Annotated in this window: 17 protein-coding genes; 8 read left to right on the top strand and 9 right to left on the bottom strand. The window is 53.3% G+C overall.

What is annotated here, in order from left to right:
* Positions 1 to 601: 601 nt before the first annotated feature.
* From F451_RS27985 to F451_RS27490, 6 genes are all read left to right on the top strand, one after another.
* Positions 602 to 1,033 (top strand): NMCC_0638 family (lipo)protein, encoded by a 432-nt coding sequence (locus F451_RS27985; protein WP_156826621.1) that lies wholly within the window; start codon positions 602 to 604, stop codon positions 1,031 to 1,033.
* Between the two features lie 249 nt (positions 1,034 to 1,282).
* Positions 1,283 to 1,828: an FMN-binding negative transcriptional regulator gene (locus F451_RS27480; RefSeq protein WP_205624072.1), complete on the top strand. Its 546-nt coding sequence runs from the start codon at positions 1,283 to 1,285 to the stop codon at positions 1,826 to 1,828.
* Positions 1,829 to 2,000: 172 nt separating this feature from the next.
* Positions 2,001 to 2,417 (top strand): hypothetical protein, encoded by a 417-nt coding sequence (locus tag F451_RS0123950; RefSeq protein WP_026292034.1) that lies wholly within the window; start codon positions 2,001 to 2,003, stop codon positions 2,415 to 2,417.
* A 77-nt stretch (positions 2,418 to 2,494) separates the two neighbouring features.
* Positions 2,495 to 2,938 (top strand): GNAT family N-acetyltransferase, encoded by a 444-nt coding sequence (locus F451_RS27485; RefSeq protein ID WP_083928539.1) that lies wholly within the window; start codon positions 2,495 to 2,497, stop codon positions 2,936 to 2,938.
* Between the two features lie 70 nt (positions 2,939 to 3,008).
* The gene (locus F451_RS0123960) at positions 3,009 to 3,365 is read left to right on the top strand and encodes a YybH family protein (RefSeq protein WP_020683957.1); all 357 of its coding nucleotides are present in this window, start codon (positions 3,009 to 3,011) and stop codon (positions 3,363 to 3,365) included.
* A gap of 105 nt (positions 3,366 to 3,470) precedes the next feature.
* Positions 3,471 to 3,890, top strand: a complete 420-nt coding sequence (locus tag F451_RS27490) for a VOC family protein (RefSeq protein ID WP_083928540.1) — start codon at positions 3,471 to 3,473, stop codon at positions 3,888 to 3,890.
* Here F451_RS27490 and F451_RS27495 read toward each other — a convergent pair.
* From F451_RS27495 to F451_RS0123980, 4 genes are all read right to left on the bottom strand, one after another.
* On the bottom strand, positions 3,855 to 4,175 hold the full coding sequence (locus F451_RS27495) for a transposase (protein WP_420835291.1): 321 nt from the start codon (positions 4,173 to 4,175) through the stop codon (positions 3,855 to 3,857). The two genes, F451_RS27490 and F451_RS27495, sit on opposite strands and share 36 nt — an antisense overlap.
* Positions 4,150 to 4,446, bottom strand: coding sequence for a hypothetical protein (locus F451_RS27990; protein WP_156826622.1), 297 nt, complete (start codon positions 4,444 to 4,446; stop codon positions 4,150 to 4,152). The genes F451_RS27495 and F451_RS27990 overlap by 26 nt, the downstream gene beginning before the upstream one ends.
* A gap of 744 nt (positions 4,447 to 5,190) precedes the next feature.
* On the bottom strand, positions 5,191 to 5,469 hold the full coding sequence (locus F451_RS0123975; RefSeq protein WP_026292036.1) for a MoaD/ThiS family protein: 279 nt from the start codon (positions 5,467 to 5,469) through the stop codon (positions 5,191 to 5,193).
* A 5-nt stretch (positions 5,470 to 5,474) separates the two neighbouring features.
* The gene (locus tag F451_RS0123980; protein WP_020683960.1) at positions 5,475 to 6,659 is read right to left on the bottom strand and encodes a WD40/YVTN/BNR-like repeat-containing protein; all 1,185 of its coding nucleotides are present in this window, start codon (positions 6,657 to 6,659) and stop codon (positions 5,475 to 5,477) included.
* A 745-nt stretch (positions 6,660 to 7,404) separates the two neighbouring features.
* Here F451_RS0123980 and F451_RS26450 point away from each other — a divergent pair.
* The gene (locus F451_RS26450) at positions 7,405 to 7,950 is read left to right on the top strand and encodes a CHRD domain-containing protein (protein ID WP_020683961.1); all 546 of its coding nucleotides are present in this window, start codon (positions 7,405 to 7,407) and stop codon (positions 7,948 to 7,950) included.
* Between the two features lie 466 nt (positions 7,951 to 8,416).
* On the top strand, positions 8,417 to 9,217 hold the full coding sequence (locus F451_RS26455; protein WP_020683962.1) for a metallophosphoesterase: 801 nt from the start codon (positions 8,417 to 8,419) through the stop codon (positions 9,215 to 9,217).
* Between the two features lie 56 nt (positions 9,218 to 9,273).
* Here the strand turns inward: F451_RS26455 and F451_RS0123995 are convergent, their stop codons facing one another.
* From F451_RS0123995 to F451_RS0124015, 5 genes are all read right to left on the bottom strand, one after another.
* Positions 9,274 to 10,233, bottom strand: coding sequence for a pyridoxamine 5'-phosphate oxidase family protein (locus F451_RS0123995; RefSeq protein ID WP_020683963.1), 960 nt, complete (start codon positions 10,231 to 10,233; stop codon positions 9,274 to 9,276).
* A 49-nt stretch (positions 10,234 to 10,282) separates the two neighbouring features.
* Positions 10,283 to 10,762 carry a nuclear transport factor 2 family protein gene (locus F451_RS0124000; RefSeq protein WP_020683964.1) on the bottom strand — a complete coding sequence of 160 codons (480 nt, stop codon included), beginning with the start codon at positions 10,760 to 10,762 and terminating at the stop codon, positions 10,283 to 10,285.
* A gap of 46 nt (positions 10,763 to 10,808) precedes the next feature.
* On the bottom strand, positions 10,809 to 11,402 hold the full coding sequence (locus tag F451_RS0124005) for a TetR/AcrR family transcriptional regulator (RefSeq protein ID WP_205624073.1): 594 nt from the start codon (positions 11,400 to 11,402) through the stop codon (positions 10,809 to 10,811).
* A 204-nt stretch (positions 11,403 to 11,606) separates the two neighbouring features.
* Positions 11,607 to 11,795 (bottom strand): glutathione S-transferase family protein, encoded by a 189-nt coding sequence (locus tag F451_RS0124010; protein WP_156826623.1) that lies wholly within the window; start codon positions 11,793 to 11,795, stop codon positions 11,607 to 11,609.
* A 60-nt stretch (positions 11,796 to 11,855) separates the two neighbouring features.
* A complete protein-coding gene (locus tag F451_RS0124015) occupies positions 11,856 to 12,989 on the bottom strand; it encodes a helix-turn-helix transcriptional regulator (protein WP_020683967.1) in 1,134 nt (377 codons plus the stop codon).
* Positions 12,990 to 13,211: the final 222 nt, after the last annotated feature.

Raw genomic sequence — 13,211 nt, forward strand, 5'->3', positions numbered from 1 at the left:
CACTACAGTGCGTTCAGGCAAAGCCTGTGAGCCGATTTTTAACGCCGCGATAGCAACCGCAGGTAGCTTTTCAACAGCCTGCTAAGGCACCTATGGATGATCGGTGCCGGGTTTTGATCGTCAATAAAGCAAATCGTCAGCTGAGCAACGGAAGCCAGGCTGGGTGAATCCTCCCCTCCAATCTCAATTCCTCCGTTCTCCCTGGCTCTGCCTGCATTGCGGGACTGTATTTGGTCATCGTTAGGGCGGTAGCGTGGTTTTTAGACACCTGCCGTTTTGGTTAGCGGGCGACCAGTGCTCATTTCCCATGGGTTTCAAGAAGGATATACGGCCTTGCAGGCCAGTATCCTGGCGTGTGGCTAAAAATTTGCTGATACTTATTTGAAATCATGAAGTTACAAGGCATAGTCAAAAATTAGATGTGAGGCTTGGTGATCGTTTTGTCGGATTCAGTGCGATTGAGCAGATGGCCTGAACGGCTCATGCTAGCTGGCTTTGCGTCAGTTTTTCACGACAATTCATCAGAAAATACTAGCCTCAGATAAAACGGTCTCCGAGGCTAAGATACAAATGTTAGGTGCCAACAAGGTGTATACCGACAATGATGTTGAAAAAATTATTCTTTATTCCAATCATAGCCACTACTATTGCTGGTTGTGATAAACCAGCTAACGCAAAAAGCTCTCCAGAAATGTTTGCCGCAAACTTTGCTTTTACTGCATGTGTTAGACATGCAGGTGAAGGTGAGAAGTTATCGCAGCTTTTTAAAAAGCAGGGCATCAATCAATTACCCGAAAATCTTGCTGATAGTTTGTTACAAGGTAACGCAGGAAAAGCGTGGTCATTTACATCACCGGATGGTCAGTTTTCAATAACCTACAGAAGGGATGGCGTTTGTACTGTATTAATAAAACAAACAAATGCAGATTTATTTATCGCAGAAACTAACAAAGTGATGCAACGTATTTCCAAAAAGGTTGGCTGGTCATTCTCACCAGAAGCATACCAAACTTTGCTGGTAAAAATACATTAGAATCTTTTAGTGTTTCTGGTAAATCTAAAGATAATAAAAATGTAAATATTATCCTAAGTGCAACACATGCAAAGTCTGCCAGTTATCAGATTGCACTAAGTACAAATGTAATTTAAATACACCTGCAAGCGCATTAATAGTGACAAATAAAGCTTGGCTTTTGTCACTTCGTTCCTTATTTAAGCCAAGCATTATTTGCACGTTATGCGGGCGTTATGCAGCAAGGACTCTACCCAGGAGCATAAAAGGATGTATGTCCCGAATCACTTCAAAGAAGAAGACCAAGAGAAGCTTCAACAGTACATTCGCGATTATGGCTTTGGGCTGCTCGTAATCGCGGACGATGAAGGGATTGAGGCCAATCACGTCCCCTTTCATCTGAGTTCTGGGGCAAATAATTCTCTTGGATATCTTCATTGTCACCTGGCCCGCAGTAACCCTGTCTGGCAACGCATACAGGACGGAGCTCGAGTGCTTGCAGTTTTTCAGGGGCCAGATGCTTACGTGTCACCCTCATGGTACCCAATCAAGGCAGAGACAGGTCGGGTCGTACCAACATGGAACTATCTGGCTATCCATGCGCACGGTAGTGCGCAGATTATTCGAGATCCAAGCTGGTTGAAACAACATCTCCATCAGCTCACAGGCCAACATGAGATGAAAAGGGACACTCCTTGGTCCGTGGATGATGCGCCAACGGATTTCACCGAACGTTTGGTACAGGCTATTGTTGGCGTAGAAATCAAAATTGAAACTCTGACGGGTAAACTGAAAGCAAGTCAGAATCAATCATAGAGGAACCGAGCCGGTGTCAAAACCGGCCTGGAAACCGGAGAAGGAGCGCAGAACCGTGCTATGGCAAAGTTCATCAGCTAAGCAGGGGCTGTTGTCGTGCGGTTTTTTCGTCGCTTCGCTCCTTCAAAACCGCCGCAAAGCTCAGCGTTATACCAGTATTAAGGAGACGATCGTGCTGAAGCCCGTTATACAGGAAGAAACGACAGGATGCGGGATTGCATCTGTTGCTAATATTCTGGGCAAGACCTATCCAGAAATGAAAGAAACAGCAAACGCTATGGGTATCTATGCTGAAGATAAATCGCTTTGGTCTGAAACTCAATATGTAAGAAATATGCTGTCTCAAGCCGGTGTCGATACGTCTATCGATGAAATTCCGTTTGAATCATGGAGTGTATTACCTGATTTGGCATTGCTCTCCATCAAACACCATCAGGAAGATGGGAAAAATTTCTGGCATTGGGTCGTTTTCAAGCGTGTAGGTGGTCAGGATTTCATATTAGACTCAGCAAGTTACCTGCCGTCCAATGTTCGAACGGACTTCGACGAAATGCACCCTAAGTGGTTCATTGAGATCAAAAATGCATAACCAGGTCATTAAATTCGCTGCCTACGGTCGCTGGACGCTCGTCCTTCGCGCTATTATGTGATTTGAGGAAATATTAAGTGATTGAAGCAGTATCAGATAAGAACCTAGAAGAAGTACTTCCATTGGTACGTGAATATCAGGAGTTTTATGGAATACTTGACATCAGTGACGATAGGAATAGGTCATTCTTCTCTCAATTTAGTGAAAGTGGGAATGATGGATGCCTATTTCTTTACCGGAATGATGAAGGAGCAGCTGTAGCTTTCACTACGGTATATTTTTCCTTTGTTTCGAGCATTCCTGCCCGTGTCGGTGTCATGAATGATCTCTATATAGTCCCCGACTATAGGGGAAAAGGTATCGGGAAGCGACTGATAAACCATTGCCTTAAATTTGCTTTAAGTAAAGGCGCAGCCAGGCTGCAATGGCTTACTGCCGAGGATAATGAACAGGCTCAAAAGCTCTACGACTCATTGAATACAAAGAAAAGCACATGGAAAGTTTATACGTACACCGCATAACCAGACGCTGCAGTCGGACGCGGCAAAGCCGCGCTCCTGAGCTTCGACGTTATGCAACAAGGGGATGAGCATGAAAATAGACAAGGAATTCGCAGATAGTTTCGCAAAACACTGGATTGATTCTTGGAATTCTCACGACCTAGAAGCGATTCTTTCCCATTATACGGAAGACTTTGAATTATACTCTCCCATCATCCCCGAACGAATGGGAATTCCCGAAGGCAAATTAAAAGGTAAAGCTTCTGTGGGTAAGTATTGGGCGATAGGACTTTCTACAAATCCGAAGTTATATTTTGAATTCATCAATGTGTTTATAGGCGTGGAGAGTCTTGTAATTTACTATAAAGGGCGCAAGGGATACTCTTCTGAAGTTTTCTACTTCAATAATCAAGGTAAGGTTTGCAGAGCTGTTGCGCACTATGAATAAACATGCTTTAACAAAAAATTGTAGTTACTTTCAAGCGGGCTGGGACCTCCGTTTCTACGCAGTTCCGACCTCAAAATATGGGCGTTATACATCTTGGAAGTAAATATGACTAGATTAGAACATGCGAACATCACGGTACCTGATATAGATGAAGCAATTAGATTTATTAAGATAATTGCCCCTGATTTTGTTGTGAGAAAAGATTGTTTTCCAGAAGAAAGTTATCGGTGGGTCCATATTGGAAATGACGAATACTATTTTGCACTTCAAGAAGCACACTTGGATGCGAATCCTACCTATCCAAGGATGGCCTATAAAAATTTTGGAGTTAACCATATTTCAATTGTTGTTGATGATCTTGATAAAATCGAATCAAAATTAGTAGAAGCTGGGTATAAAAGAAGCATTGAAACACCAAAGGAAAGCTATCGTAGAAGGCTATATTTCTATGATGACATGGGATTTGAATGGGAATTGATCGAATATAGTTCAAATGAACCCAACAAAAAATTTCATTATGAGTGATATGTATAACAAGTGACTATGGCTTTCCGTCAATATAATTAGACCGTTTTTTCGAACCAGCGCTCCTCGTTTTTCAGGAGTGTATTGAGCACAATGAGCTTGCGCATGCAGGCGATGATGGCCACTTTGGGTAGCTTGCCTTTCTTTCAGACGCGCGTAGAAGCGTTTGAAGACGGGGTTGCATTGAATCGACGAGAGCATCGCCATGAACATCACCGTGCGGATGCGGTGACGGCCTCCTCGAATACGTCGCTTGCCATTATAGGTGCCGCTTTCGCGGTTCATAGGAGCGACGCCGACCAGGGCAGCGATCTCCTTGCGATTGAGCTTGCTGAGCCATGCCTCTTTTGAGGAGCTTGGCGATTTTCAGCGAGTCGATCTTGGCATATTTCGCCTTGCCGCCATGGATTGCCCGCATATAGAGGGCATGCCCCAGCACAAACGGCAGGTTGAGTTGTTGGCAGAGATCGGAGACCCCGTACCAGCAATGCATGCATTCGACCCCGATGACGATGTCTTCGTGAAGGTAGGGTGCCAGCAAGTCGATCAGGTCCATGCTGGTCGCAGGCATATTTCTGTGTACTCGAATTTGATCTCCGGTATCGAGGATGCAGACATAGAGAACCCGGGCATGCAGATCGATATCACAGTAATACCGGTGATTTTTTGGTATAGAATCTCACTAGCCTTCTCCGGTTCGGTTTCGTCACCTCCAGCATAGGCTGCGGTCTATGCTGGGCGGAGAAGGCTCAATCAGTATCAAACACACGTTGTAGGACTGGCTTTTCGCTGCGCTCCATACTATCCGCAAATACGAGCGTTGTGCGTCTGAGCAACCAATTAATTGACTTCGCGCCTTCGGCGCCGGACGCAGCAAAGATGCGCCGGTTATTGATTCATCTTGCAGGGTGAAAGTCCCTGTCAGGTAAGGGTTAACCACCTACCTGTATCGAGTGTTGCGCCTGTGGCGGAGTCTGAAATCTGCGGAAACGCTGATGAGTAGGCGAACGAAACTGAGCGAATTCCGGGGACAGCATACCTAATTCCCCAGCTCCTACTGTCTATCGAAAACGAAAACGCTGTATCCGGTGATCCAGACGGTTGATCTTGTATGCAGAGGCTACGGAGTCTTGTCTTTTGCTCTGGTTTCTCATTTGAGACGCAAAAGGCAAGACCCCGTGAGTCCGGTTCCCGGGCCCAGCGCCGCGTGAGACGTCCTTCTGGAAACATGCCGTGGAGTTGCCTGGATTCGATTGATCCGGTTCTTTGCTTGAATTGATTTGAATTGAATGAACCGGACCTAACCGCCGCTCAGGGACTGGAAGATATAGACCGTCCCGCCATCGGCGACCTGATCTGACAGTGTCTTTCTGTCGATGACCACAGTGTCGTTGACGCTGAGCCTGACGTGTCGGCGCAGCGCGCCCCGTTCATCCAGTACGTAGTCGCAGAAGCCGGGGGCGATGTTGTCGATCGCCTGCACAACCTCGGCGACGGAGCCCGCCGGCACCTCGATCTGCAGCTTCTCAAGCGCGGGGAAAAACCGGTACAGGTGCGGTGTCATCTCAACTCTGACCATGGCGGTTACCCAAAACGTACCGAATAGACCGGCGGGAAGTTGTGCCCCAGGCAGTGCCAGGTTTCGCCGCGATCCTCCGACAGGTAGACGTTGCCGGTGGTGGTGCCGAAACAGAGACAGTCACCTGCTATATCCATACCGTGCCTCAACACCAGATCGTAGGCGTGCTGCTGGGGCAGGCCGGTACGGAAGGTCTGCCAGGTCTGACCGCCATCCTGGGTGCGCGCCACGCAGAGGCCGCCGTCGATCGCCATACGTGCCATATCCGCCTGCGCCGGAATGACCCAGGCCGTGCGCCCGTCCTGTGCATCCACCGCGACCGGGAAGCCGAAGTGCACCCCGCGTTCTGGAATACTGACCTTGTTCCAGGTCTGGGCGCCATCTTCACTGTAAAACACACCGCAGTGGTTCTGTTGCCAGAGATGATCCGGCTGGGCCGGGCAGGCGGCGATAAAGTGCGGATCGTGTCCCCAGTCGGCGTTGGGATCGGGCATATAGTCATTCAACATGCCCCGGTTGCGCCCCGCCCAGCTGCGGCCGCCATCGGTGGTTTCGAGCACGCCGGCCGAGGAGACGGCAACGTGGATGTGATCCGGGTCGCGGGGATCGACAACGATTGAATGGATGCCCGGTTCAAACACGCCATAGTCGACGCTTGCCGGTGTGCCGCCCCAGCGGGTTTCGCTCGTCGCGTCACCGCTGAACAGGTCGCCGCCGCGACTCTCGTGGTTCCAGAGCGGGCGGTTGAGCTCCCAGCTATCGCCGCCATCGTCGCTGACAAACAGACCGCCGGGGATGGTACCGGCGTAGAGCCTGCCGGGCTGTCCGGCGGCGCCAAAGGCAATATTCCAGATCTTCAACAGCGTGGCATCGTGGTATTCGGGTTGTCCGGCGGGTGTTTGTGGATCGAAATCCGGAGTCGGCAGGTATTGCACGATATGGCGTGCACCCTCGGGGTATTTGAGCGTCGCCAGATCCTCCCAGGTGGCGCCACCGTCACGGGAACGCGACAGCTTGGGTCCCCAATGACCATGGTCCAGGGAGGCCCACAGGGTACCGTCTCGCGGATCGCACGCGGCGTAACACACGGGAATACCCGCGTGCAGTATGGGGCGGGGCTGCCAGGCTGAATTCCCGCGATCAAATATCACCGTACCCTTGCGAGTACCGAGCAGAATGACGTTCGACATTGTATAGCCCTCCTGGATATACCGGTGCAGTTAAATATAGAAGGTCTTCGTTATTCTTGGTGCTGTCGGGTGGCCTTGCCAGTCGGGGCTGTTCGCCGGTTATTAACCCGGCTGACAAATACATCGTCAGCCGCAGCCGTACCGGAAATCTGTAGGGGCCCGGTCTTCGGGCAATCGAGTGCTCGCCCAAGCCCTGTTCGCCCGCACAGCGGGCTCCCACAAACGTCGATATATCTACCGATGGCAGCACAGTGATAGGCGCCTAATCTCCGAATGGCGATAGTCGCCGTTCGTCGATTGAGAGCCGGACTATTTCTTGCCAGCGTTGGGGGCAGCAGCCGAATACCTTTTTTCGGATTCAGGGCATTCGCCAGGCTGAACGGCCCCGGGAAGGGGGCCGGCGGAACGAGGGTCGGGCCCAGATCGGCGAGGAGATCGCCGCGCGCGCCGAAGAAATTCAGTTCGGCGGAGCCGGCCCCTTTTCCCGCAGATAAGGGCGCACTTGCTCCGACAACGGCGGGCAGCCTCGAGCCTGGTCGATGCCAGCACAATTCCATTGGCGAATAACGGCAAGCTGTCCCACGCTTAGGAAGCCATGGCGGGGCGGTCGTTCGTGAAGGGAGTCACCATTCAGAATAACAGGTAGTCCAAAAAACCATCCAGGGTCCAGGTGTCGCTCTATTTCCTGGCATTGCTCCGGAAAAGCCGTTGGCCGCCCGGTCCCTGTTGATTAAAGGATATAGTCATGAATAGTAAGCATTTTGTGGGCATGCTGACAGCATTCCTGCTTTACTTCGCCTCCGGTTTTTCATTGGCGCAGCCGCCTGATGCTGGCAATTTCGTTGCGCACCTCGAGGGTGGCAACGAGGTTCCACCAGCCGAGACTTTTGCGACCGGCCAGGCCGTCTTTCAGCTCAGCAGTGATGGGTTGGCGCTCGACTACAAGCTCATTGTCGCCAACATCGACAATGTCGTTGCGGCGCATATTCATTTGGCGCCGGTCGAGACTAACGGCCCGGTCGTGGCCTTCCTCGCCGGTCCCTTTCCTCCCGCCGACGGTGCCATCGACGGCATACTCGCTGAAGGCACCATTACGGCGGGCAGCCTGACTGGACCGCTGGCCGGACAGGACCTGTCTGTGCTGGTGGCAGCGATGCGCTCCAGCGGTACCTACGTCAACGTCCATACCAATGACGGTGTGGATCCTACCAATACCGGCCCGGGCGATTTCGCGGGTGGCGAGGTGCGTGGCCAGATTGCGCCGGCGGGGCGCCGTCCAGTTGCGGAATAACAATCTCTGCTCGAACCGGCTTCAGCACCCCGTCCAGCCTGACTGCGTCCGAAAATGCAGTCAGGCCCGGTCCTGAAGCCGATCGCGAGAGTCCGCATTGATCGAGGTCCCCCCGAACGATCCTGCCCAGCAATCATGGACAGGGCTTTAAGCGGTTTCTCGGGACGCAAAGTTCTCGGTACTGATTGTTCACCAATCCACGTACGGGACGATCCGGCCTGTAAAGTGTGCCGACAGCAGACTTTCGCGCGCTCCGCTTATGCCGCTGAAGCACTGCCGCTCAAGCCCTGTCGCTCAAAGACTTCGGCTCGCAGGCAGCCCCAGGCCTTACGCCAGAAACGTTGGCCCAGACAACGCTGATCAGGCGACAACTGTCCTGGGGCGGGGGCGGCAGCTGTACTGATTTGTGATTATAATTTTTCTGTTATTAAAGACATTTAAACCAGTTCCCCCAAGAGCATATTTTATGGCTGACGCCCTGGCTGTCGCGCTGCACAGTGATCTGCACCTGGAATTACAGGACTGGCCGCAGGGCATGATGACGGGCCATTTACCCGGTTCCAGGCAGTTTCCCGACGTGGTTGTGTTGGCGGGGGACATTGCCGGTTTTACTGAGGTTGGGCGTTATCTGCAGGAACTGTCCGGGCGTTTTCCGGCGGCGCATATCCTGTATGTGCCAGGCAATCACGAAGCCTACGGGATTGCCGACATGCAGGCGGCGCAAACCGCTTTAACCCTGAGGTTTGCCAGCAATCCGCGCATCCATGTGCTGCAGATGGACAGCGTGGTGATCGAGGGCGTTCGCTTCCTGGGCTGCACGCTGTGGAGTACCTTTCTTGGCAATGGCCACGGGCGCCGGGCTGATGCCCGTGTGCAGGCGCAGGGTTCCATTGACGACTTCCGCGTGATCGGCTACCAAAATCGGGTGTTTACCGTTGATGATTGTCAGGCACTGGGGGAGCAGCACCAGGCCTGGCTCGAGCAGGAACTGGCCACTCCATTTCACGGGAAAACCGTGATCGTCACCCACTTTTCGCCCAGCCTGTCGCTGGCAAACCGGCGTTTTGCCCCGAGCGACATGACGCCGTATTTCAATCTGGACCTGGATCACCTGATTCACCAATATGCGCCCGATCTCTGGTGCTATGGCCATACCCACGACAATTTCGATCTCGAAATCGGCTCGACGCGCGTGGTCAGCAATCAGCGCGGTTACGGTCGCGAGTGTGTGCGCAGCTATGACCCGAATCTGCTGGTCTATGTCTAACTGGATGGCTGAATAGCCATCCATTGAGGGCGGCGTGTTGCAACGGCTGGCCTGGTTTAAACGTCGCTCCAGGTACCTGTCATGAGGCTTTTCGGTGAATATTCCCGGAATTCCCAGCGCAGGCGCGAGGCGCCACGGCGGCGAACCAGGCGCTCGACATCAAGATACCACAACCGCTCGGCCCCCTTGACGCTGCGAATGGCGTTATCGTCCAGGCTGAGTTCGGTGCGCCCGCTGAGCTGCAGCAGGTCGCCCGTCGTGAAGTCGATGAACAGCAGGCCGGCTCGCGGATTGAGCAGCAGGTTGCCCAGGGTGTTGAAGTACTGGTTGCCGGCAAAATCGGGAATCGTCAGGCGGTTATTCCGTACTCGCACAAAGCCAGCCCGGCCGCCCCGATGGGACAGGTCCACGGCACGCCGGCCGTCGTCGAGCTCGGCATAACTGGCGACGAAAAAGGTATCGGCGCCACGGATCTGGTCGCGCGCAGCATCGTCCAGGCCATTCAGCCGCTCGACAGCGGCCGGCTGGGCTGGCTCCGCCGCAAGGCCGCTGAGCTGGCGCAACTGAATGTACTGCGGACAATTGCCGAACGCCTGCTCCACCGCCAGCGTGAACCCCTGATGGTTCAGCGCTGTGATATGGCCGTTAACACGGTTGCGCCGGCGCGTGTGCAGCTCTATGCCCAGCAGTCCCACGGCTGCACCAGGGTGCAGGCCAGCGGTGGCCGGATCGTCTGCATTCGGCTGAGCATCCAGACACAGCTGTTCGGGGGTGAGTGCATGGGCAAAACCCGGTGCGCCCTCCAGCAGGGTGGCCCAGGGGCGCCCGCTGTCATCTACCGTTCCCAGCAGCACAAAAGGCAGCTGACCATAGAACAGGCGGTGTTGCTCGGGGATCTGGTCGAGAATGGCCCTGGGGCCATGCACGTCCATGCGCTCGGCCACACCGGCCCTGGCCTGCAGCTGCTTCTCGCCGGCGTGCCAGGGCGAGAAGGGGGTGGAGTCGAGTTTGCGCATGGTTACATCCTCGTTAAAGCAAAGCCGGCCTGGCTTCAGGCCAACGGGCTTACAGGCCCAGATCCGACAGGCCCGGATGATCATCGGGGCGGCGGCCCAGCGGCCAGTGGAACTTGCGCTCAGATGCCTTGATGGGCATGTCGTTGATGGAGGCGTAGCGGTTGAACATCAGGCCCTGTTCGTCGAACTCCCAGTTCTCGTTGCCGTAGGAGCGGAACCAGTTGCCCGAGTCATCGTGCCACTCGTAGGCGTAGCGCACCGCGATACGGTTATCGGTAAAGGCCCAAAGCTCCTTAATCAGCCGATACTCAAGTTCCTTTGCCCACTTGCGGGTCAGGAAGCCCCGCGCTTCTTCGCGATTGCTGGCAAACTCGGCGCGGTTGCGCCACTTGGTATCCAGGGTGTAGGCCAGGGACACTTTTTCCGGGTCCCTGCTGTTCCAGCCATCTTCCGCCAGGCGGATTTTCTGGATGGCGGTTTCACGCGTAAAGGGCGGAAGCGGCGGGCGAACTGTATCGTTAGCGGACATCGTCTGTCTCCTGCGGGGATAGGTCGTTTTAAATAACTTGTGGCTGCTATGTGTCCAGCAGCTTTTGCGCGATCTCACGTGCAGTGTCTGCGGATGCATGGTCGCCAAGCACATAGGCAACCGTAATAGCCCCTTCGATCAGAATCAGGTACTGCCGGGCCAGGGCATCCGGATCGCGGTAATCCGCTTCATGGCAGAGGGTACGCACAACGCTGAGCAGTTTCGCCTTGTGATCCCGGGCAACCTGTCGAACCGGATCGTCTGAATTACCGGTTTCGCCGGCGGTATTGATGAAGGCGCAGCCCCGGAAACCGTCGGACACAAACCAGCTTTTAAGAACCTCAAAGAGGTTCAACAACTGGTCCCTCGGGCTTCCGGCCTTTCTGACCTCGGCTTCAAACCACTGATTCCAGCGTTCGTCCCGGCCTTTCAATACCTCGGCGATCAGCTGGTCCTTGTTGCCGAAATAGCGGTAAATCGTCTTGCGCGAAACGCCGGATGTCTTGACGATCAGGTCCATGCCGGTGGCGCTGATACCGTTCTGGTAGATCAGCTCCTCGGTGATGCGCAGCAGCCTTGCTCTGATGTCGGTGTTCGATGTGTTATCCATGCGACAAAGAGTAGAACGATCGTTCTCCATGGTCAAGTATCTTTCGGTTGGTGGATTCTGTAAACGAAAAATTCGGTTTAGAAAAGCCGATTAATTCCATCGGAGTCTGACTTTTTTCAGAGGCTGGGGCCGGTCTTGAAGCCACACGCAAAAAGGCCTGACTCTTGAAGAGAGGCCTTTTAGCGTCATTTCGAGGTGATCAGTTCGAGCTTAATTGGGAGACGCTGTTTGAATTCAGGCCAGTGCGGTCTGTCCGAACAGCAGTTTCTTGCCTTCTTCGGTCACAGCCGGCCGGCTGGTCCAGGGTTTGCCTTTTCCATAGGCGGCAATCACGGCAGGGCGGCTGTGCATCCTGTCAAACCAGGCTTTGAGGTGCGGAAAGTCGTTGAGGTTCTGCAGCTGGCGTTTTGAGTACCCGGACAAGATTATACATGCTGACAAAATGATCATGGTCTTGCCCTGATTTGTCGCCATGATGGATATCTATTCAACGCGGACACTCGCGGTATTAAAGACCCGGGTAATCATTTCGGCCTGGTTCCGACTCGCCGTCTTGCGCAACAGGTTTCGTATATGGAAACGGACCGTGGCTTGGCTTACGAAGAGGTAGCCAGCGACCTCTGCCACCTGCATTCCCGACATCAGCCGTTGCAGCACTTTTACTTCCGCTTTGCTGAGATCAAAAGTCTTATGCAGCATGTCTTCATGAGGCGCATCAGCGCTCGGAGATAGGATAAACACGATGCAGCAGGCGGTCTTACCCAGCCAGTCAAACTGTTCGTCACTGCTACGCCAGGGGAAGCACAAGGCGGTCTTTTGCACGCCCTTCTCGACGAAGGGCAAGATACCATTTTGCTCCTTTGTTTCGTCTTGGCTAATGGCTCCGATGAGTGTATGCAAATGGCTATTGGCATGGGCGTCCGGAAGGCGAATGGTTGCCTGCTTGGTAGAGCCACCATCAATATGGAGGTAGTGCTCCGCCCGGGAGTTGTGCTGTACGACCTGACCATTATTCGTCAGCAACAGCATTGCGGCGGCAATATGTTCGAGCGAGTCCAAGGCAATTTTCGATGTGAGTTGAGCTTCGAGCAACTGTACGTTTATCAGGAACGCCCGCCTAAGGTGTGGCGTGAGGACCTGCATGAGCATTTGCTCCTCTGGCGTATAGAGCGGATCCTTCTCGCTCCTGGCTACGGACAGCCAAGCCCTACGGCCGTTATCACGATAAAATAGGCCCACGTTGAAGTGTGTGTAGCCGACCTTTTCGTAGAAGGCCTCGTAGCAGTACATCGAGCGAACTGACTTGATGTCGTAGAAGTCCTGGCTTGTGAAGGCAGTACACTCCGGAACGACATTGAGAAGATCCGTCATCTGATCCTTTCCCATAACTTCGTTCTGATAGAGCTCAATATCCTCCTGGCAGACCCCTGTGGTGTACATCAAGTTGACGCGTGAGTCGTCCAGATCTTCAAGTGCAAGATTGACGCTATGCCCACCGATGGCGCTTTGGATTTGGCGAGCCACGAATGGCCACAAGGAAGGGTCAGCGGCAGCGGCATAGATGGCGTCGATTAAGCTGAGCAGTGGGTCTGAGGCCATGTTAGTTTCCTCGGCCATCCCTGGATCTCATCCGTAGTGGGTTGAGACCATACCCGCCCATCTCTCACAACACTCACAGATGGTACTGTCTAGGTCAGTCACCGCGATGTCTTTAAACGTTAGTGCAAAAACTAGCCATTTGGATAGGTTCAAACCTAGGAATTATTCCTATTTTCAAACATGACACTGGATCTCATTCAGGAGGCTCATGTCATTGATGATGCATGCCGGAGGGCGGAT

This window comes from Marinobacterium rhizophilum DSM 18822 (assembly GCF_000378045.1).
GTDB lineage: Bacteria > Pseudomonadota > Gammaproteobacteria > Pseudomonadales > Balneatricaceae > Marinobacterium_A > Marinobacterium_A rhizophilum.